18 protein-coding genes are annotated in these 19,131 nt (G+C 72.7%); 7 read left to right on the forward strand and 11 right to left on the reverse strand.

Annotated features, from left to right (window positions below; translation table 11 throughout):
- Positions 1-127: 127 nt before the first annotated feature.
- Both ACZ6I1_RS19335 and ACZ6I1_RS19340 read right to left on the reverse strand, forming a co-directional pair.
- Complete coding sequence (locus tag ACZ6I1_RS19335; protein WP_446588973.1) at positions 128-334, reverse strand: hypothetical protein; 207 nt, start codon at positions 332-334, stop codon at positions 128-130.
- Between the two features lie 67 nt (positions 335-401).
- Complete coding sequence (locus ACZ6I1_RS19340; RefSeq protein WP_469288671.1) at positions 402-1,565, reverse strand: hypothetical protein; 1,164 nt, start codon at positions 1,563-1,565, stop codon at positions 402-404.
- 404 nt (positions 1,566-1,969) lie between these two features.
- On the opposite strand from ACZ6I1_RS19340, the gene ACZ6I1_RS19345 reads away from it, so the two are divergent.
- From ACZ6I1_RS19345 to ACZ6I1_RS19355, 3 genes are all read left to right on the forward strand, one after another.
- Positions 1,970-2,209: a chaplin gene (locus ACZ6I1_RS19345; RefSeq protein ID WP_469288673.1), complete on the forward strand. Its 240-nt coding sequence runs from the start codon at positions 1,970-1,972 to the stop codon at positions 2,207-2,209.
- An 83-nt stretch (positions 2,210-2,292) separates the two neighbouring features.
- On the forward strand, positions 2,293-2,916 hold the full coding sequence (locus tag ACZ6I1_RS19350) for a class I SAM-dependent methyltransferase (RefSeq protein ID WP_469288675.1): 624 nt from the start codon (positions 2,293-2,295) through the stop codon (positions 2,914-2,916).
- 50 nt (positions 2,917-2,966) lie between these two features.
- Positions 2,967-4,508, forward strand: coding sequence for a cellulase family glycosylhydrolase (locus tag ACZ6I1_RS19355; RefSeq protein ID WP_469288677.1), 1,542 nt, complete (start codon positions 2,967-2,969; stop codon positions 4,506-4,508).
- 148 nt (positions 4,509-4,656) lie between these two features.
- On the opposite strand, the gene ACZ6I1_RS19360 is transcribed toward ACZ6I1_RS19355, so the two are convergent.
- Positions 4,657-5,877, reverse strand: a complete 1,221-nt coding sequence (locus ACZ6I1_RS19360) for an MFS transporter (RefSeq protein WP_469288679.1) — start codon at positions 5,875-5,877, stop codon at positions 4,657-4,659.
- A 201-nt stretch (positions 5,878-6,078) separates the two neighbouring features.
- Here ACZ6I1_RS19360 and ACZ6I1_RS19365 point away from each other — a divergent pair, with 201 nt between their 5' ends.
- Both ACZ6I1_RS19365 and ACZ6I1_RS19370 read left to right on the forward strand, forming a co-directional pair.
- Positions 6,079-6,309, forward strand: a complete 231-nt coding sequence (locus tag ACZ6I1_RS19365; RefSeq protein WP_469288681.1) for a DUF6296 family protein — start codon at positions 6,079-6,081, stop codon at positions 6,307-6,309.
- 69 nt (positions 6,310-6,378) lie between these two features.
- A complete protein-coding gene (locus ACZ6I1_RS19370; RefSeq protein ID WP_469288683.1) occupies positions 6,379-6,999 on the forward strand; it encodes an L-threonylcarbamoyladenylate synthase in 621 nt (206 codons plus the stop codon).
- 58 nt (positions 7,000-7,057) lie between these two features.
- Here the strand turns inward: ACZ6I1_RS19370 and ACZ6I1_RS19375 are convergent, their stop codons facing one another.
- The 4 genes from ACZ6I1_RS19375 to ACZ6I1_RS19390 all read right to left on the reverse strand — a co-directional run bounded on the left by ACZ6I1_RS19375 (position 7,058) and on the right by ACZ6I1_RS19390 (position 12,155).
- Positions 7,058-8,242 (reverse strand): hypothetical protein, encoded by a 1,185-nt coding sequence (locus ACZ6I1_RS19375; protein ID WP_469288685.1) that lies wholly within the window; start codon positions 8,240-8,242, stop codon positions 7,058-7,060.
- A gap of 91 nt (positions 8,243-8,333) precedes the next feature.
- Positions 8,334-8,666, reverse strand: a complete 333-nt coding sequence (locus tag ACZ6I1_RS19380; RefSeq protein ID WP_469288687.1) for a hypothetical protein — start codon at positions 8,664-8,666, stop codon at positions 8,334-8,336.
- 65 nt (positions 8,667-8,731) lie between these two features.
- Positions 8,732-10,678: a helix-turn-helix domain-containing protein gene (locus ACZ6I1_RS19385; protein ID WP_469288689.1), complete on the reverse strand. Its 1,947-nt coding sequence runs from the start codon at positions 10,676-10,678 to the stop codon at positions 8,732-8,734.
- 73 nt (positions 10,679-10,751) lie between these two features.
- On the reverse strand, positions 10,752-12,155 hold the full coding sequence (locus tag ACZ6I1_RS19390) for an MFS transporter (RefSeq protein WP_469288896.1): 1,404 nt from the start codon (positions 12,153-12,155) through the stop codon (positions 10,752-10,754).
- Positions 12,156-12,441: 286 nt separating this feature from the next.
- Between ACZ6I1_RS19390 and ACZ6I1_RS19395 the strand changes: the two genes are divergently transcribed.
- Entirely contained in the window at positions 12,442-13,023 is a 582-nt protein-coding gene (locus ACZ6I1_RS19395; protein WP_469288691.1) for a GNAT family N-acetyltransferase, read from the forward strand.
- 85 nt (positions 13,024-13,108) lie between these two features.
- Here ACZ6I1_RS19395 and ACZ6I1_RS19400 read toward each other — a convergent pair whose 3' ends face one another.
- From ACZ6I1_RS19400 to ACZ6I1_RS19415, 4 genes are all read right to left on the reverse strand, one after another.
- Positions 13,109-14,419, reverse strand: a complete 1,311-nt coding sequence (locus ACZ6I1_RS19400; protein ID WP_469288898.1) for a vWA domain-containing protein — start codon at positions 14,417-14,419, stop codon at positions 13,109-13,111.
- A gap of 44 nt (positions 14,420-14,463) precedes the next feature.
- Positions 14,464-15,792, reverse strand: a complete 1,329-nt coding sequence (locus ACZ6I1_RS19405; protein WP_469288693.1) for an AAA family ATPase — start codon at positions 15,790-15,792, stop codon at positions 14,464-14,466.
- A 236-nt stretch (positions 15,793-16,028) separates the two neighbouring features.
- Positions 16,029-17,465 carry a hypothetical protein gene (locus ACZ6I1_RS19410; protein ID WP_469288695.1) on the reverse strand — a complete coding sequence of 479 codons (1,437 nt, stop codon included), beginning with the start codon at positions 17,463-17,465 and terminating at the stop codon, positions 16,029-16,031.
- 118 nt (positions 17,466-17,583) lie between these two features.
- On the reverse strand, positions 17,584-18,084 hold the full coding sequence (locus tag ACZ6I1_RS19415; RefSeq protein WP_469288697.1) for a metallophosphoesterase family protein: 501 nt from the start codon (positions 18,082-18,084) through the stop codon (positions 17,584-17,586).
- A gap of 436 nt (positions 18,085-18,520) precedes the next feature.
- On the opposite strand from ACZ6I1_RS19415, the gene ACZ6I1_RS19420 reads away from it, so the two are divergent.
- Positions 18,521-19,126: a hypothetical protein gene (locus ACZ6I1_RS19420; protein ID WP_469288699.1), complete on the forward strand. Its 606-nt coding sequence runs from the start codon at positions 18,521-18,523 to the stop codon at positions 19,124-19,126.
- Positions 19,127-19,131 lie beyond the last annotated feature (5 nt).

Below are 19,131 nucleotides of genomic sequence, written 5' to 3' on the forward strand. Positions count from 1 at the left end.
TGGCGTCGGGCGTCGGGCGTCGGGCGTCGGGCGTCGGGCGTCGGGCGTCGGGCGTCGGGCGTCGGGCGTCGGGCGTCGGGCGTCGGGCGTCGGGCGTCGGGCGCATGGTCCCGTGCGCGCGTACGGCCTACGGGCACCGGGGGCGCAAGGGGGCGCCCGTCCCGCCCGAGGCGGAGGCGTCGTGGTCGGGGTGGAGTCCGAGCATGTCGAGGAGGACCTCCAGCTCCTCGGCGTTCGCGGCATGGGCGGCCGCCGTGCGGCGGGCCGCCCGCCGCTCGGCGAGGCCGGCTGGAGCCGATACGGCCAGGACGTCAATCGCGTACGGATCGTTCATGCACCGATCCGACCACTCCCCCTCGCCCGTGGCAGCTCCATGTGCTCCACCTGCCGCGACGTGCCTGTCAGGAGCAGCCCGGGACCGTTCCGGCACAGTTCTCGGGCAGGTTCTTGACGATCTTGCTGTCCGTGAGGGTCACCGTGGCCCCGACCCGGTTGTTGATGCCGCCGCCCACACCGGCCGCACGGTTCTCCGAGACGGTCGTGCGTTCGAGCGTCAGCCGCGTGGTGTCGGCCCCCGCCACCTGCTCGTTGTTGATGCCACCGCCGTCGCGGCCCGACGAGTTCCTCTCGACCTTGCTCTTCCACAGCGTCGCGGTGCCTTCGTTGTGGAGGGCGCCGCCGTCGTTGCCCGCCTTGTTGCCGATGAGGAACGAGTTCTCGGCCTCCAGCGTCCCGTCCTCACCGTTGGCGATGCCACCGCCGTCGATTCCGGCCCAGTTCTCGATGATCCTGCTGTGCTCGATCTGCGCGGTGCCGAGGTTGTTGATGCCGCCGCCGTCGTCGTCACGGGCCTCGTTGTTCGTGAAGTGGCTGTGCTCGACGGTCAGCGTGCCGTGGTTCTGGATGCCGCCGCCGTCCTCGTCGGCCGTGTTGCCCGCGACGGTGCTCTTCCTCAGCGTGAGGGTGCCCGTCTCGCTGTTGCTGAGGCCGCCGCCGTCCCCGGGTTCGCCCGCCGCGGAGGTGGCCACGTTCACCAGGACCTTGCTGTCGACGAGCGTGACGTCCCCGCCGTCGTTGGCGATGCCCCCGCCGTCCCCGCCCGCCTGGTTGCCCACGACCCTGCTGGCCTCCAGCCGCAGCGTTCCCGCGTTGGCGATGCCCGCGCCGTCTCCCTCGGTGTGGCCGCCGGTCACACTGACGCCCTTCAGGGTGAGCCGGCCCCCTGCGCTGACCGTGAGGATGCGGAAGTACGGGAGGCCTTCGCGCGCGGAGCGGATCAGGGTCGAGTTCTGTCCGACGACGGCGACCTTCCCGGTGATGGCCGGCAGTGCGGTGCCCGAGTCCTCGAAGTCGTCCTGGAAGCGGTAGGCGCAGTCCTTGGCCAGGGTGATCGTGCCGCCGTCGGCATGGGCGTTCACCTGCCCGATGGCCGTGATGAGCCCGGCGACGTCTCCGCAGCCGACGCTGAGGTTCAACGGGACCTGCGCCACGGCGGGCGCGGCCACCGCGCACAGTCCGACACTTGCGACTACGGCAGATCCGGCGAGTGCGAGTCGGTTCTTCATGCGCTTCTCTCTCCTCGGGTCGGAGGCACCAGAGGTATCTCCCGATTCCGGCAGGCCCTGGCACCCGAGTTCGGACCCTCCGCAAATCCACGCGAACGGCCGTCACTTCCGCCCCTCGTCCCCCGCCCGTCCCGTCCGACATGGGCTTCGGCGCATGGCACGGCCCCTACGACCCGTCAGACGCCCCGGGAGCCGCACACCGGCGAACGCCCGGACCGGATGCGTAACCGCGCCACGCCGAGGTTTCCGGTGCCGCCGAATGCAGCCGCCCGGGGCACTCCTTCGGGGGAATAAGGCGTGCATCACCGGGCGCCGGGGGTGGTGGCTGCCGAAGACAAGATGCGGACCCCGTCCGGGGCCGTGCGCAGCTGGCTGCGCTTTCAGTCTGTACAAGGAGACTTCACATGTCGCGTGTCCTGAAGAGTGCCGGGCTGGCCCTCGCCGTCGGTTTTGCGCTCCTCGGTGGTGCCTCGGTCGCGTCGGCCGACGCCGGAGCCTCGGGTATTGCGGCCGGCTCCCCCGGCGTTCTCTCCGGAAACCTGATCCAGGTTCCCATTCACATCCCGATCAACGTGTGCGGCAACTCCGTCAACATCATCGGGGCGCTCAACCCGGCCGGCGGCAACACCTGCATCAACGTCTGACACGCCTGTTGCCCCTGGGTGGTGCCGTGTTGGGGCACGGCACCACCCCGCCGGACCGCCCGACCAGCCCCAGGGAGGCCGACATGGGGTTCTACACCGAACGGGTCCTGCCGCGGATCATCAACGCCGCCTGCGGGGTCAAGACGGCCGAGGCGCTGAGGCGCAGGGTCTGCGGGGGCCTGACGGGCGAGGTCGTGGAGATCGGCTTCGGTACGGGCCACAACGTGCCCTTCTACCCGCCGTCCGTCACCGGCGTGGCCGCGATCGAGCCGTCCGATCTCGGCTGGCGGCTCGCCGCCGACCGGGTCGCGGCGGCGCGCGTGCCGGTACGGCGTGCCGGGCTGGACGGCCAGTCGCTGCCGTTCGAGGACGACACCTTCGACAGCGCCCTGTCCACGTGGACGCTGTGCACCATCCCCGATGCCGGCGCGGCGCTGCGCGAGGTACGGCGCGTCCTCAAGCCCGGGGGGACCCTGCACTTCGTGGAACACGGGCTGGCCCCGGAGGGGGACGAGGGCGTACGCCGCTGGCAGCGGCGGCTCGAGCCGCTGAACAAGCGCCTCCTCGGCGGCTGTCACCTCACCCGGCAGCCCGCCGGCATGCTGACCGCGGCCGGGTTCCGGATCACGGCGCTCGAGGTCTTCTACGAGAAGGGGGCGCCCAGGGCGCTGGCCGCGGATTCGCTGGGGGCCGCCGTGTCCCCGTGAAGGGGGCCCGACCGCACGTCCCCGTCCGTGGACCGCGTGCACGGGGTCTTGTGCCGCCCTGCCGGACGCTGCTATTCCATTCCATTAGGAAAGTTTCCTTACGGTCCTCGGGCCGTCAATGGGATGGAGACACCTTGAGACCCCCACGCGTTCGGCTGCGTTCCCTCGCCGGAGCCGGAACCCTCATCGGCGCACTGCTCATAGGCCTCACCGCCGCACCCGGCGCCTCGGGCGCGGCGGCCGCCCCCGTCACCCACGAGGCCGAGAACGCCGCCATCTCCCGAGGCGCGGCCGAGTCCAACCACACCGGCTTCACCGGCAGCGGCTTCGTCAACTACGAGAACGCCAGCGGCAGTTACGTCGAGTGGACCGTCAACTCGGCCCAGGCCGCCACCGCCACCCTCACGCTGCGCTACGCCAACGGCACCACCTCCAACCGGCCGATGACCATCACGGTCAACGGCACGGCCGTCGCCCCGAACAAGGCGTTCAACGGCACCGGCGCCTGGACCAGCTGGTCCACCACCAGCCTGAGCGCCGCCCTCAGGGCCGGCGCCAACACCATCCGGGCCACCGCCACCACCGCGAGCGGCGGCCCCAACGTCGACCACCTCGCGGTCGATGCCGGAACCACCCCGCCCGTGCCCGGCACCACCCCGGTCGGCATCAACGGCCGGCTCACGGTCTGCGGTACCAAGCTCTGCAACCAGTACGGCAAGCCCGTCCAGCTGCGCGGCATGAGCACCCACGGCACGCAGTGGTACGCGCAGTGCCTCACCAGCGGTTCGCTCGACGCCCTCGCGAAGGACTGGAACGCCGACGTGCTGCGCGTCTCCACGTACGTCCAGGAGGGCGGCTACGAGACGGACCCGCAGAAGTTCACCGACCTCGCCCACTCGCTCATCGAGCAGGCGACGGCCCGGGGCATGTACGTGATCGTCGACTGGCACATGCTCGACCCGGGTGACCCGAACTACAACCTTGCCCGGGCCAAGACCTTCTTCAGCGCGATCGCCAACCGCCACCAGGGCAAGAACAACATCTTCTACGAGATCGCCAACGAGCCGAGCGGTGTGGGCTGGGCCGCGGTCAAGAGCTACGCGGAGCAGCTCATCCCGGTCATCCGGAACATCGACTCCGACGCCCCGGTCCTCGTGGGCACCCGCGGCTGGTCCTCCCTCGGCGTCTCCGACGGCGCCGACGAGACCGAGGTCGTCAACAACCCGGTGAACGCGTCCAACATCATGTACACGTTCCACTTCTACGCGTACTCGCACCGCGAGGAGTACCTCGACACCCTCTCCCGCGCCGCCGACCGGATCCCCGTGTTCGTCACGGAGTTCGGGACCCAGAACTACGCGGGTGAGGGCGGCAACGACTTCACCATGTCGCAGAAGTACCTCGACCTGATGGCGGCCAAGAAGATCAGCTGGACCAACTGGAACTTCTCCGACGACAACCGCACCGGCGCGGTGTTCACGACGGGCACGTGCAACAGCAACGGCCCGTGGGCGGGCACCGGTTCGCTCAAGCCGGCCGGCGTCTGGATCCGCGACCGCATCCGCACCGCGGACAGCTTCCCGACCGGCTGACGCTCCACCGGCGACCCACAGGCGACCCACAGGCGACCCGCAGGCGACCCGCAGGCGACCCGCAGGCGATCCCGCCGCGCTCCAAGGCCCCGCCCGGCGCACTGTCCGGGCGGGGCCCGCGCAGACGCGGAGGAGGAGGCCGGCCCCGCTACGAGGCGGCGCGCACCGGCGCGTGACGCGTGCCGCCGTCGGCCGAGACGAGGGTGATCGCCACGGAGGCGGCGGCCACGACGGTGATCGCGGTACCGGGGCCGAGGTACTGGGCGGCGCCGCCCGCGAGCGCGGCGCCGATGCCCTGCCAGGTCATCCGGCCGGCCGACTCCACGCCCTGCACCTGGCCGCGGACCGGGTCGGGGGTCAGCTCGAGCAGCCGCTCCTGCAGGGGCAGGGTGGCCGCGAAACCGGCTCCGGAAAGGAACACCGCGACCGCCGCGAGCACGACCGGCGGGTGGAACGCGAAGAGCAGGAACGGGACGGCGAGCAGCAGCCGCAGCGCGAAGGCGCAGCGGCGGCGCCGGCCGGCGGTGAGCAGGCGGCCGACGGTCAGGTCGCCGAGGAGCATGCCCGCCGATCCGGCGGCCAGGAAGGTCCCGGCGTGGGCCGGGTCGTAGGAGAGGAACAGCGCCTCGCAGCCGACGATCAGCCCGTTGGGGACCCACAGGTTGAGGAGCAGGCGGCGTCGGGCGGGGTCGGCGAGGAGCGCGGCGTTGGTGGTCCAGGTCTGGCGCGGCCCGGGACGGCGGGTCAGGCGGATCGAGTGCTCCCGTACGGTCGCCGCCACCACGGCCAGTGCGAGTGCGGTCAGGGCGGCGGCGACGGCGAAGAGCCCCTGCGGGGTCAGGTACCGCAGCAGCACGGCCCCGGTCGCGTAGCCGAGGATCGCCGTGCCGCCCGCGGTGATGTTCATCAGCGAACGGGCCATGACGTAGGCGGAATCGGGCACCACTTCGGCGAGCAGCCCCATCCGGGTGCCGGTTCCCAGGGACTGGAAGAACCCGAGCACCAGCAGCAGGGCGAACCGGACGGCCAGCGGCAGGCCGGGCACGGCCTGGGCGGCGACGCCCGCCAGCGCGAGGAACTGGAGCACGACCAGGGTGCGCCGCGGACGTCTCCCGTCCGCGACGGACATCAGCGTCAGCGCGCCCAGCACCGTCGCGAAGGTGGCGCCGTACATGCTCACGGCCGTCAGGAACGGCGAATGGGTCTGCTGGTTGACGAGGGTGCCGAGCGCGAAGCCCGAGAGGGTGGTCGCGGCGGCCGTCAGGGTGAAGCCGACGTACAGTCCGGCGAACTCGCGGTTGCGCAGCAGGTCGCGGTATCCGGTGGCGGTGGCAGCGGGCGTGGTGGGCCCGGAGGTGGAAGCAGGCATGAAAAAAGCCTCCGGACGCGTGCGCGGGATGCGCCCTCCGAAGGCCAACGGGTGCATTTTAGCAGCACTTCGCCGCCCTCGCGCCGGGGTCACCCTCCGTGATCGCACGGCGATGCGGTCATGGCGTACGGCCCGCATGATGAAACGGCGGGCGGCCTGCCGTCCGCAGCTGCCAGAGGCGGACCTGCCGGAGGGAACGACATGCACGCGGAGCAGTACGAGCTGGTGTTCCCCGACGGCGCCGAGGAGGGCCAGGACGTGGTGGTGGTGAGCCGTACGGAGCGCACCGGCCCCGGCGGTCACCCCGTCTACTGCGACGAGACCGGCATCGTGCAGGCGGAGATCAGCGACCAGGGCGAGGTCCGCATGCTGGCGTCGAGCAGCCAGCAGGTGCCCGCCCTCGGGGTCCGGGCCCGCCCCATATCCGGGTGACGCGGGTGACCACGATGCCCGGGTGACGCGGGTGACATCGGTGGCGCGGGTGGCGGGTAGGCTCGGTGGATGGCGAAGTACTTCGATGTGCACCCCGAGAACCCCCAGCCGCGCACGATCGGCAGCGTGGCCGACAGCATCCGGTCCGGCGCGCTCGTCGCGTACCCCACGGACTCCTGCTTCGCGCTGGGCTGCCAGCTGGGCAACCGTGAGGGCATGGCCCGGATCCGGTCGATCCGCAACCTCGACGAGCGGCACCACTTCACCCTCGTCTGCCAGAACTTCGCCCAGCTGGGCCAGTTCGTGCACCTCGACAACGACGTGTTCCGGGCGATCAAGGCGTCGACGCCGGGCCCGTTCACCTTCATCCTCCGGGCGACGAACGAAGTACCGCGTCAGCTGATGCACCCGAAGAAGAAGACGGTGGGCGTACGGATCCCCGACCACGCCGTCACCCAGGCGCTGCTCGCCGAACTCGGCGAGCCCCTGCTCTCCAGCACCCTGCTGCTGCCTGACGAGGACGAACCCATGACGCAGGGCTGGGAGATCAAGGAGCGCCTCGAGCACCTGGTGGACGCGGTCGTCGACTCGGGTGAGTGCGGGACCAAGCCCACCACCGTCATCGACTTCTCCAGCGGCGAGGCCGAGATCGTCCGCGTGGGCGCGGGCGACACCACCCGCTTCGCGTAGCGGCGTCGGCCAGCCGGCCGGCTGGCCGGCTGGTCGGCTGGTCGGCTGGCCGGCCCTGTCAGCGCCGCTCGTAGTTGGTGAGGACGCAGCCCTCGACCTGGGACTTCTCCAGCCGGTAGCCGGCCGGGGCGCTGAATCCGGGTTCGCAGTTCAGGGTGAGGAACTGCAGCTGGTAGAGGCCGTGCCGGACCGAGGCGCTATTGGTCTCCACGGCGATGTTCTCGCCGACCAGGAGCCTGCTGGCAGTGGCCTTGAGGCGGCCGTCGTCCTTCAGGTCGGCCTGCTGGGCGGCCTTGGCCTTGGTCTGCAGCAGCTTCATGTCGCGGACGACGTCGAGCCAGTTCAGGTTGTGGGCCCGCCGCTCCCCCGCCATGTCCCCGCAGACGGCGCGCTCCTTGATGCCCCACGCGAGCTGCTCCCCCGCCACGACCGGCACGTAGTCGATGGACTCGACGGCCACGGCGTCGGGAGCGGTGGACATGTTCGTGCAGTCGACGGTGTGCGGGTGGACGAGCTTCTTGAGCTCGCCGAGGCTGTCCGCCCGGGGCAGGCCGAGGCTGCCCTGCGCCGGCTGCCCCGGCTTCGCGGACGCCCCGCCCGCGGCGGCCGGGTCCTCCTGCGGCGTCTCGAAGTTCGGGCTGCCCTTGCCGTCCGCGCTCCCGACGAAATCGCTGAGCACGCAGCCCTCGACCAGCGCCTGCTCCTTCTTGTACCCCTTGGGGACGCCGAAGGTGGGGTTGCAGGTGAGGATGCGCAGCTCCGACGCCGCAGCCAGGGCGAGGGCCGTCTTGGTCTCCGTCGGGGTGACGGCGAAGTTCCGGCCCACGAACACCCGGCTGTGGAGACCGTACGAGCCGTCGCCCCCGGCGATCTTGTCCATGACGCGCTTCTTGTAGCCCGCCTGGAACTCCTTCATGTCCGAGGCCATGTAGAAGACGATCTCGCCCTGCTCGGTGCGGTCGCTGCACACGCCGCGCTCGGTCACCGACCACGCGCCGACGGTCGTCAGGTCGGTCAGCGGCAGCCGGCTGTCGCCCGGCTCCGTGCCCATCTTCTCGCACGACGCGTACTGCTGGACGTACTTCTGGGCCTCGGCGAGGGACGCGGGCGCCGGCGCCGACGGGCCGCCCACCCCCGGCGGTACGGTCGCCGACCGGCCGGGCTCCGCGTCCTCGCAGGCCGCGAGCGTGGTGGCGAGGAACGCGAGGAGAACGGTCGCGGTGAGGGTCCGCTGGATGCGCATGGGGTGCTTTCGTCGGGCTGGGCACGCGAAGGTGCGTATGGCGTGCACATGCTAGGCAACAACCCCGTTGTGGATCAAAGCCGTTCGCCGCTCAGCGACGCAGCGTCGCGGCCGCTCCCACGATGACGGTGCCGACCGCGCAGCTGAGCATGACGGCCCGCAACCTGCTTGCGTTCCCGCAGGTGAGGGCGGTCTGGAGCCGGTCGAGCAGCCCTTCTTGGTCGTCTTGGCCGGCTGCCCCGTCCTGGCCGGCTGTCCCGTCTTGCCCGGCTGCCCCGTCCTGCCCGGGCTCCTGCGGGGCAGCGGGCGCGAGGCTCCGGTGGAGGAGCGCGCAGTGGACGCAGGGGGCGAAGTCACCGTCGGCGGGGTCGAGCCAGTACGCGCCGTCGAGCACTGCGTACGTCTCTGGGGTGGAGGCTTCCATGACCCTGCAACTGCCGCACGAGCGGGTCGGGTACGAGCGGGCCGGCGGTCGCAACCGAATCGGTATCAGCGGACCTGGACCGGCTGGTTGCCGTCCTCCCCGGATCCGCCGACCGCCGACACCTGGTGGATGCGCAGGGCCAGTTGCAGTTCCAGTGCCCGCTCGGGGAGGTGCCAGTCCCGCCCGAGGAGCCGCCCGATGCGGTCCAGGCGCTGCACGACCGTGTTGACGTGGACGTGGAGCGCGGCCCGGGTCTTGGCCTGGCTCATGCCGAGCGCGAAGTAGGTCCGCAGGGTGTGGGTGAGGTCGGTGCCGCGCTTCGCGTCGTAGTCCAGGAGCGGGCCCAGGGTCTGCCGTACGTACCCTCCCAGGTCCGTCTGGTCGCCGAGCAGCAGGCCGACGAAGCCCAGGTCCGCGAGGGCGGCCCCGGTCCCCCGGTGGCCCAGGGCGTGCAGGGCCGCGAGGCAGCGGCGTGCTTCCGCGTGCGCCTCGGCGAAGTCAAGAGGGCCGGTCACCGGCCGGCCGGCCGCCCCGACGGTGACGGGGGCTGCCACGGCTTGGCCCAGTTCGGTGGCGAGCGAGGACGCGCAGGGGCTGGGGGTGTCGGAGGGGCAGATGAGGACGACGTCGTCGTGGTGCTGTCCGGCCAGTCCCTTGCGCGCCTGCGCGGTGCGGGCGGCCGCCGCCAGCAGTCGCGGGCGGGGGACCGCGTCCGCGTGCAGGACGAACACGGCGTGCGGCCGGCCGAGGTCCACGCCGAGGCGGCGGGCGCGGGCCGACAGACCTGCGGGGTCGGCGGACCGGGTGAGGAGGTCGCCCAGCAGCTCGCCCCGTACCCGGTCCTCGGTTTCGGCGACCGAGCGGCGCAGGAGGAGCAGCAGGGCCGTGACGACGCTGGCCCGTTCGAAGAGTCTGCGGTCGGCGTCGTCGAGGTCGGGGCGGCCTGTGAGGGCGATACTGCCGAGGAGTTCGTGTCCCGCGAGGACCGCGCACACCCACGTGCCGTGGACGGGTACCGCGCGCCCGCCCGCCCGCGAGGCGGCCACCGCCTGCGGGGGCGGAGGCTGCGGGTCGGCGCCCGCCCGGGCGAGTTCGGTTCCGTCGGCGTCGTGGATGAGCGTGCCGCCCTGCAGGACGGCGCCGATGGCGGTGGCGACCTCGGTGATGCCCGCTCCGCGCAGCACCAGATCGGTCAGCCGGTCGTGGGCGTCCTCGGCGCGCCGCATGGCCCGGCTGTGGGCCTCGATGGTCCGGGAGGCCTCGTTGAGGTCGACCAGTGCGGTACGGGTCTCCTCCAGGAGCCGGGCGCTGTCGATGGCGATGGCGGCGTGGTCGGCGAGCGAGGCCAGCAGGGCGACCTCGTCCTGGGTGAAGGTGCGGGCGGTGCGGTCGGCGGCGTAGAGGACGCCGATCACGCGGGTGCCCAGGCGCAGCGGGACTCCGAGGATGGCGCGCAGCCCCTCTTCCGCGACGGCGCTGTCGATCGTGGCGGTGTGCTTGAACCGCGGGTCGTCGCGGTAGTCGCCGGTCGTGTAGGGGCGGGCCGTCTCGGCGACGAGCCCGCCCAGGCCCTCCCCCATGCCCAGGCGCACCTGCTGGAAGGCGGCGGAGACGGAGCCGTCGGTCACCCGCATGTAGGTGTCGCCGGCTTCGTCGTCGTTGAGGGACAGGTAGGTGACGTCCGTACCGAGGAGGAGTTTGGCCCGGTGGACGATGGCCCGCAGGACGGCGTCCAGGTGGCGCAGCGCAGCGAGGTCCCCGGCGGTGTCGAAGAGGGCCGCGAGTTCGGCCTCGCGGCGGCGGTGCTGGCTGAGCGTGCGGCGGATGGCGAGCGCCACCCGGGTCGCCTCGGCTATCTCCTGCGTCCGCGCGGCGGGCAGGCCCGCCTGCCGGGCGGCTTCGGCCGGCCCCGCGAAGTGTTCGGCCGGCGCGCCCTCGGCCAGCAGGTCCAGGAGCCGGCGCAGGGCGGTCCATGCCTCGCCGTCGCCGGGGCTCTTCGCGGTGGTCGGCATGTCGGGCTCTCCGGGGTACGGGGCCGGCCGCCGCCGCTGACGACAGCGGCGGCGACCGGCGGGGGTGCCTCGGCTAGTTGCCGGGGGACGTCAGCTCGGCTTCGGCCCCGGCCCGGCGGCTGCCGGGAACCGGCACCGGGCTCGCGCCGTACGACCCGGCCAGGTTACGCCCGCGGGTTTCCCGGGCGATGAGCACGGTGGCGCTCGTGAAGAGCGCCGCCGCCGCGAGGTAGATCGAGATCGGCAGCGAGGAGTCGTAGTCCTCGAGCAGGGCCACCGCGATGATCGGGGCGAGGGCGCCGCCGATGATGGAGGCGAGCTGGGATCCCATCGAGGCGCCCGAGTAGCGGACCTCGGTGTCGAACATCTCGGAGATGAAGGCCGCCTGGGGTCCGTACATCGCACCGTGGAAGAGCAGCCCTATGGTGACGGCGGCGGCGATGACCGGGAAGGACTTGGAGTCGAGCATCGCGAAGAAGGCGAAGGCCCAGCCGGTCATGCCGAGGGAGCCGATGAGCGTGACCGGGCGGCGGCCGATCCGGTCGGACAGCGCGCCCCATGCCGGGATCGTGACGAAGTGGACGGCGGAGCCGATGAGGACGGCGTTCAGGCCGTCGCTCTTGGACAGGCCGAGGTGGGTGGTCACGTAGACGAGCAGGAAGGCGGTGATGACGTAGTACGAGATGTTCTCGCCGAGGCGGGTGCCGATCGCGGTGAGGACACCTCGCCAGTTCGTCCGGAACACCTCCACCACGGGCGGCTTCGCGTCGCCGCGGGTGCCGGCGGCGGCTTGTTCGGCGGCCTTGGCCTGGGCTTCGAGGAAGAGCGGGGTTTCGGAGACCGACACCCGGATCCACAGGCCGATCACCACGAGCACGCCGGAGAGCAGGAACGGGATCCGCCAGCCCCAGGCGAGGAAGGCCTCGTCGGACTGGACGGCGGCCAGCAGGGCGAGGACGCCGGTGGCGAGCAGGTTGCCGCCGGGAGCGCCGGCCTGGGGCCAGGACGCCCAGAAGCCGCGGTTCTTGTCGTCGCCGTGCTCGGATACCAGCAGCACCGCACCGCCCCACTCACCGCCGAGCGCGAAGCCCTGGATCAGGCGCAGCAGGGTCAGCAGGACCGGGGCTCCGACGCCGATGCTCGCGTGGGTGGGCAGCAGGCCCATGGCGAAGGTGGCGCCGCCCATCATGAGGAGGCTGAGCACGAGGAGCTTCTTCCGGCCGATCTTGTCCCCGTAGTGCCCGAAGACCAGGCCGCCCAGCGGGCGGGCCGCGAACCCGATCGCGTAGGTGAGGAACGCGAGGAGGGTGCCGACGAGCGGCTCGCTGCTGGGGAAGAACAGCTTGTTGAAGACGAGCGCGGCCGCGGAGCCGTAGAGGAAGAAGTCGTACCACTCGATGGTGGTGCCGATGAGGCTGGCGGCGATGATGCGCTTGATGGAGCCGGGGGGTGTTGGAGCGGTTGCCGAGGCGGCCATGGTCACCACTTCCGAGCGGGTCACGGGGACGTTGTCGTGTCGCCACACCGTAGAAGCGAGCAGGTCACGAGCGTATGTGGCGGGCCACCACAATTGGCCCCTCAGGCACCGGTACGACCACCACACCGATGCCTGAGCGCACCCTCCGGGCCGGCCGCCATCACCGCGTGACGGCTGCCGGCTATGCCCTATCCGCCACGTTTTGACGGCACCGTGCTGACGCCCGTGCTGGCTTGGTGCTGACTCTTTCGCTTGCGCTTGCGCCGGGCGTGAGGACAATCGGCGCGTGCAGATCGTGTCCTTCCCAGAAGCAGCCACTCCCGCCGACTTGCGCGTCCAGGTGAGAGAGATCCAAGAGCAGGCATGGCCGTCCGAGTCCGGGCCGGACGCTCCTGTTGAGGCCCCGACCCACGATCCTGCGTTGCGCCCGTTGTCGCTGCTGCTTGTGGACGAGGGGACCGTACTGGCCGCGCTGGACATCCTGTTCAAAGAGATCGTCCATGCCGGTCAGCGCTTTTCGGCTGGTGGGCTGAGCACGGTGGTGACGAGCGAGCAGGCACGCGGCCGTGGGTATGGCCGGCAGCTGGTGACAGCGGCGCGGGAGAGGATGATCACCCAGAGCCTGGACCTGGGCCTGTTCACGTGTGATCGCCCGCTGCAGGCGTTCTATGAGAGCGCCGGCTGGCGTGTCCTTCCGGGAGCCGTACTCATCGGAGGAACACGGCAGGCTCCCTTTCCCAGCGATCAGCCCGGCTTCGACAAGGTCACGATGTCGGACTTCTTCTCGGCTGCGGGCCGTCAGGCGCAGGCATCGTTCCCTCACTCCCGCATCGAGCTGTATCCAGGGGAGATCGACAAGCTTTGGTGAGGGCCGCCAACCGGTCGGTGGCCGGCGAGCCGGCGGGGCATCACCGGCCAGTCCGCACCCGCCGCGCGTCTCCGGGAGGGCGCGCTCAGCCGATGTGGACGACGCGGGCCCAGGTGGGCGGGGCGTCGGGGATGTAGTCCGGGTCTGCCTCGTTCACGGTGCGGGGAGGACGGGGGAAGAGGCCGACGACCGTGCGGCAGGACGGCTGCACGGAGGGCCAAGGCGTCTGGCCGTCCGTCAGGGCGACGATCACGTCCGGCCGGGGGCGGGAGCGGAGCGCACGGGCGAAGCCGGACCGCAGGTCGGTACCGCCGCCGCCGATGAGCTCGAGGTTCTCGGCCCGGCACAGCGGAACGGCGATGCCCGCCGCCGCGTCGCAGGAGATCACCGAGACCAGGTCGCGCCGCCCGCCCACCGCCCGTGAGATCGCCGCGACCTCCAGCAGCGCGCCGCCCAGCTCGGCATCGCTCACCGACCCCGAGGTGTCGATCACGACGCAGACCCGGGGCGGCATCCGGCGCAGGCTCGGCAGCACGACGCCGGGGACGCCGGCGGAGCGGCGGGACGGGCGACGGTAGCTGTGGTCCTCGCCCGGACCCGGCGCGCCCACGGCCGCGCGCAGGGCCGCGCCGAGCAACTGTCGCCACGGCTGGGGAGGGTGGAACGCCTCGTCCGCCCAGCGCCGCCACCCCTCCGGAGCGTCCCCGGGCCGGCCGGTGATCGCCTCGGCCACCCGGAAGCGCACCGCGTCGCGCTGCTGCCGGCTCAGACCGTGCGCTCCCTCGGGCCCCAGCTCCCAGGGGCGCGCGTGCCCGTCGGCGCCGCTGCCGCAGTCCAGCCAGGCCAGCTGCGGGGTGCGGCCCGCCATCGAGAACCGCCGCAGGTACTCCTCCATCAGCAGCCCCTCGGGCAGGCCCATCATCGCCGGGAGCACCACCCCCGCCGGCTCCGGCAGGCCGTCCCCGTAGATGTCGTCGTTGATCTCGAAGTCGGCCGCGATGTTCTGCCGGAGCCGCTGTCCCGGCCCTCGCTCCCCTTGCTCCCCTCGCTCCCCTTGGTCCCCGTGCTCCCGGGCGTACCGCGCGCCGCGTGCGTGGTGGTCCCGCAGGAGGTGGGAAACCTCGTGCACCCAGACGCCCGCGAGCTCCTCCAAAGGAGTTCGCGCCACGAAGGACGGCGAGACGTAGCAGCGCCAGTGGGCGTCCACCGCCATGGTCGGCACCGACCGGTCCTCCACCACGTGGAGCGCGAAGAGCGCGCCGGCGAGGTACGGCCGGACGGCGACCGCGTACAACCTCGCCGCCAGCAACTTGTCCCTGTCCAACGGGACTACGGGGCCCGGCGGCGGCCCGGGGACCGCGGCCCGCACCGGCCGCGGCGGCGGGGGCGGGGACATGGGGCGCGGAAGCGGGCGCGGAAGCGGCTGCCTCACGGTCCCGCTCATCGGCGGCCACCCGCCGCGCTCTTGGCGTCGGCGGCGGCCGCGGTACGGGCCACCGATTCCTCCGCCCGCCGCGCGAGGCCGACGACCGCGGCGAGGCGTTCCACCGCCTCCGGGACCTCCCAGCCGTCGCGGCGCAGCGCGGCCAGTGCCTTCGCCGGGGCCACCAGAAGATCCGGTGCGCCGGTCTCCAGCGCCCTGACCAGCACCGCCCAGCCTGCTTCCCAGCGCTCCCGCTCCGGGCGCGCGCCGACGGCGGCGACCACGGCTTCCAGGGTGGCCTGGCGCAGGTCGCCGCGCTCGGGCAGTTCGGCGGCGGCCGGGTCGGCGAGCAGCGAGTCCGGGTCGGGCAGTTCCATGCGGTCGATGTGGGCGAGCAGTTCGAGGCCGGGACCGTCCCCGACGGCACCGCGGACCAGCGTCGCCAGCACGTCCCGGGATACGGAGGCGGCCGTGCCGAAGGCGAGCAGGGTCATGGCGGCCTCCCAGCTGCGGGGCGAGGGCCAGGCGCCACCGCGCCGCGTCTCGGTGGTCGGCAGCCGGTGGATCAGCGTCGGCCGGGCGTTCAGGAAGCCGCAGACCGCGCGGCGGGCGAACGCCACCGCCTCCTGCAAGGCCGCCGGGTCGAGCCGGGGCAGTTCCGCGCGCGGCCAGACCCCGCCGAGGCCGCGCACCACCACGTCCCGGTCGTGCACCCAGTACAGGTGCACGAACCGGTTCGCCAGCGGCGGGCTCAGCTCCCAGCCGTCCGCGGCCGACGCACGCGGATTGGCCGCGGCCACGATCCGTACGCCGGGCGGCAGGTGCAGAGCGCCGACCTTCCGCTCCAGGACGACCCGCAGCAACGCGGCCTGGACGGCGGGGGTGGCGGTGGACAGTTCGTCGAGGAAGAGCAGCCCGCGTCCGGCGCGCGCCAGCTCCACGGCCCACTGCGGCGGAGCCATGGGCACGCCGTTCGCTGCCGGGTCCTCGCCCACGATGGGCAGCCCGGAGAAGTCGGTCGGCTCGTGGACGCTGGCGATCACGGTGGTCAGCGGCAGATCGAGGGAGGCGGCGAGCTGGGTCAGCGCGGCGGTCTTGCCGATGCCGGGCTCGCCCCAGAGCAGCACGGGAAGGTCGGCCGCAACGGCCAGGGTGAGCGCCTCCAACTGCTCGTCGGGGCGCGGCTCCGTCGTGGTCGTCCGCAGGAGCGTCAGGAGGTTTTCGGCGAGGGAGAGCTGCGGGCGGTCGGCGGGCCGCGGCTCGGTCGCGGGCACCGGCTCGGGCACCGGCGCGGGCGCGGGCGCGGGCGCGGGCGCGGGCATGGAGAGGACGGTGGTCGAGGTCATGGTCATCACCTGGGTGTGTGCGGGGACGGGAGCCGTCCCGGATGTCGTCGTCGTTCATCAGCGCACGCCGGCGTGGGCGCCGTGCGTGCGGTACGCGGAGGAGCTGTCGGGGTCGCGTTCGGGCGACGGAGGCGGGCCCGGTCCGGTCCGGTGCCGGTGCGGGTCAGGTACGGGGGCGGTCGGAGGAGGTCGCCGCGCCCGCCGCCCGGGCGCGCGGACCCGGGCACTGCGGAGATCTACAGGCCGGTCCGCGGGCGGGTACGGCTGCCCCGCTTGCGGTGCAACTCCCACGGCAGACGGCGGTCGAGCCGTGGCCGGTGGCCGGTTCCCGCCGTCACGGCTGCGGCGGGGTGCACCGGTACCAGCCCCGAGCGGAAGAGCCCGTGGTCGAGCCGGCCGGATACGGCCGCCTCCAGCGCATCCCGCAGGGGTCCTTCGCGCAGGACCGCGCCAGGACCGAGCAGCCCCTCGACCACGGCCAGCGCCCCGGTGACGTCGCCGTGGCCGAGCCGCTCACGGACGGCGGGCAGTGCCTCGGGGCTGCGGTGCACCGTGTCGATCGCCCTCAGACAGGGCAGTCCGGGCCCGCCGAGCGCCATGAGCAGTTCCTCACGGGCCAGTTGGGCCTGATCGTGGTCGACCGCCGCCAATGTCCCGTCGCGCAGCGCGATGCGGTGGACCTCCCCCTGGCACGTGACCCGGTGCGGATCCGCCGGCCCGGGAGCCGGGTGGTCCGCCGGCGTTCCGGAGCCGGGCGGGGCCGCCGGACCGGTGGCGGAGGCCGTGCCTGCGGGCGCGGACAGTGCTGCCGCGACCAGCGGGTGCAGCTGTTCGGCGCGGAGCAGGCCGGCCCGCAGCAGCTCCAGGTCCGGAAGTCCGCGGACAGCGGCCTCCGGGAGCAGCGGGAGCGCCGCGATCTGCTGCGGCGTCGGCGCCTCCCGTACCGGCCGCAGGACCGGGGCGTGGCTGTCGTCGGGGGCGACGAGTTCGAGCAGGGCGTGGCTGCGCGCTCCGAGCCGCACGGTGAGAGCCCCGCGAGGACGGCCCCCGGCCCGCAGGAGCAGTTCCGCCTCGTGGGTCCAGTGGTCCGGCGGCCACGAGGGATCCCGCTCAGCGGTTCGGTCCGGTGCGTCGGCGCCGCACCGCTGTGCCAGCTCGGAGCTGCGCGCGGCATCCCAGAGGTGGCGGTGCAGATCGAGCCGGAAGCGCCGGTCGGGGTGGGGGTGCGGGTGGTGCTCCGGTGCGCCGTCCCGCGAGTCTTCCCAGAGCGTCAGGGACATCCGCTGGCCTGCGTCCGCCCAGGCAGGCGGGGTCCGCACGACGAGTTGCGGCGCCGTGGAGCCCGGGCCGCCGTAGCGGGCCAGCGCAAGGGTGAGCCCGGGTCGCAGCCGCCCGTCGGGGGCGATGCGGGGCATGTTCCAGCGGAGCAGATCCGGCGCCAGGCGGCGCAGATCTGCCCGGAGGCGGGTGGTGAAGTCGGTGCCGTGGCGGGCGCGCACGGCGCGCAGATCGAGATCGACGTCAATCCGGGCGGTGGCGCAGGCTCCAGCCCAGTCTCCGGCCGCACGGCGCGCGGTCGCGTTCTCGATCATGGACGGTGGCACGGCGTAATGGCGTACGCGCTGCCACATCAGCAGGTGGGCGGGAATCGGTTCCACGAAGTGAGGTGCCATCAGCACTCACCTTGCGTGGACGATTCCCCCAATCCGTAAGAAGGGAAGTTGTTCATCACGGGCATCATAAGCACCTCCCCGATGATCTGTCAGCCGCGAACCGTGCGGTCTGAGAGAGTCAGGGCCGCGGGGGCAGGCGATGGAGCGTCACTTCGTTCACCTTCGCGTCAGCGACCGTCAGTGTCATGAACGAGCAGAAGGGCTGGCGCCTGCGGTCCGTGGGTGAGCCCGGGTTGAGCAGGCGCAGACTCCCGGCGGTCGTGTCCCACGGGATGTGGCTGTGGCCGAAGACGAGCACGTCCACGTCGGGGAACCGTGCGGCACAGCGCCGTTCCCGCCCGGCGGCCGCTCCCGTTTCGTGCACGACCGCGAAGCGCACTCCTTCCAGCTCCGCGCGGGCCACCTCCGGAAGCCTGCGGCGCAGGCCCGGGCCGTCGTTGTTGCCGTACACGCCGATCAGCCGGCGGCTCCTGGACTCCAACAGGTCGAGGGTGGACTCGTCGATCCAGTCCCCGGCGTGGATGACGGCGTCGGCGTCGTCCACAGCCGCCAGGAGGGCTTCCGGCAGTGAGCGGGCCCGGGTGGGGAGGTGGGTGTCCGAGGTCAGCAGGAGCCGCATGCGTCCCACGGTAGGGCGCTGCGGCCGCGACTGCCCGGCCCGACGCGTCCGGCCTCTCCAGGCTCTGCAGGCGAGGCCTCCCGCGCACCTGCCGCCCGCCCCCGCCGACTTCACCGGCCGCACGCAGATACCGGCCACGCTGACCCGCGCTCTCACCGACGGCTGACCGACGAGCGTCGACTGCTCGACGAGCTGGCGGTGGGCGACCTCGCGGTGCGCAGCACGATCGGACTGAGTTTCCAGTCCCTGGGTCGCGCTATCGCCTCCACGACCTCGTACGGATCTTCACCCGGGAGCAGGCCGAGGCCTCCGAGTCGGCCTTCGAGCTGTTCGAGGCCGTCGCCCGCGTCGTCCGCGGCTGGATCTCCCTGCTGCACCGGATCGCCGCGAGCAGTCCTTCGCCCCCAGGTCAGCCGCGCCGAAGCCGCACGGGACGGTGCCGGACGAGGTCGGCGACCGGGTCCTGCGCGAGCTCACGCTCGGAGACGCCTTCGGCGGGTTCGACGGCGACCAGGCCGCGCTGGCCGTGGCCGTCGACCGCGCCGCAGCGATCGGCCTGGACCACCTCGTGTGCGACCTGGTCTCGGCGTACAACACGGTGGACCTGCGCACGAACCACTTGGGTTTCCGGACCCGGATCACCGGAGCCGCGCTGGCCGCGGCACAGCGCATGCAGGACCAGCGGCACGAGGCCGCCATGCTGGCGGAGCCGGCCCAGCTCTCCTACGACCAGGACCGGTTCACCGAGGCGCGGTGCCACTTCGGCGAGGCGCTCAGCAGGTTCCGCGCCCTGCGCGACGTGCGGGGACAGGCCTTCACGCTGGCCGCTCTCGGCATGGCGTGCCGTGAGCCGGGACGCCTGACCGAGGCGGTCCACTTCCTCGACCAGGCCGCCGCGCTGCTGCACGCCGTCGACGACCACCGCGGCGTCGGCCACGTCCTGCGGAGCCGGGCGTCGGTGCGCCTGGAACAGGGAGCGTGCGGAGCGGTGCGCGCCGTCCTCGGCAAGGTCGGCGGACGCCTCGTCCTCGGCGACTGGTAAGCACC

Source organism: Streptomyces sp. NPDC046303, from assembly GCF_055588085.1.

Coding starts and splice junctions, on each gene's coding strand:
- ACZ6I1_RS19340 (WP_469288671.1), bottom strand. CDS start 1,565: ATGAAGAACCGACTCGCACTCGCCGGATCTGCCGTAGTCGCAAGTGTC.
- ACZ6I1_RS19345 (WP_469288673.1), top strand. CDS start 1,970: ATGTCGCGTGTCCTGAAGAGTGCCGGGCTGGCCCTCGCCGTCGGTTTT.
- ACZ6I1_RS19360 (WP_469288679.1), bottom strand. CDS start 5,877: ATGCCTGCTTCCACCTCCGGGCCCACCACGCCCGCTGCCACCGCCACC.
- ACZ6I1_RS19410 (WP_469288695.1), bottom strand. CDS start 17,465: ATGGCACCTCACTTCGTGGAACCGATTCCCGCCCACCTGCTGATGTGG.
- ACZ6I1_RS19365 (WP_469288681.1), top strand. CDS start 6,079: ATGCACGCGGAGCAGTACGAGCTGGTGTTCCCCGACGGCGCCGAGGAG.
- ACZ6I1_RS19350 (WP_469288675.1), top strand. CDS start 2,293: ATGGGGTTCTACACCGAACGGGTCCTGCCGCGGATCATCAACGCCGCC.
- ACZ6I1_RS19370 (WP_469288683.1), top strand. CDS start 6,379: ATGGCGAAGTACTTCGATGTGCACCCCGAGAACCCCCAGCCGCGCACG.
- ACZ6I1_RS19415 (WP_469288697.1), bottom strand. CDS start 18,084: ATGCGGCTCCTGCTGACCTCGGACACCCACCTCCCCACCCGGGCCCGC.
- ACZ6I1_RS19335 (WP_446588973.1), bottom strand. CDS start 334: ATGAACGATCCGTACGCGATTGACGTCCTGGCCGTATCGGCTCCAGCC.
- ACZ6I1_RS19390 (WP_469288896.1), bottom strand. CDS start 12,155: ATGGCCGCCTCGGCAACCGCTCCAACACCCCCCGGCTCCATCAAGCGC.
- ACZ6I1_RS19380 (WP_469288687.1), bottom strand. CDS start 8,666: ATGGAAGCCTCCACCCCAGAGACGTACGCAGTGCTCGACGGCGCGTAC.
- ACZ6I1_RS19405 (WP_469288693.1), bottom strand. CDS start 15,792: ATGACCTCGACCACCGTCCTCTCCATGCCCGCGCCCGCGCCCGCGCCC.
- ACZ6I1_RS19385 (WP_469288689.1), bottom strand. CDS start 10,678: ATGCCGACCACCGCGAAGAGCCCCGGCGACGGCGAGGCATGGACCGCC.
- ACZ6I1_RS19375 (WP_469288685.1), bottom strand. CDS start 8,242: ATGCGCATCCAGCGGACCCTCACCGCGACCGTTCTCCTCGCGTTCCTC.
- ACZ6I1_RS19400 (WP_469288898.1), bottom strand. CDS start 14,419: ATGTCCCCGCCCCCGCCGCCGCGGCCGGTGCGGGCCGCGGTCCCCGGG.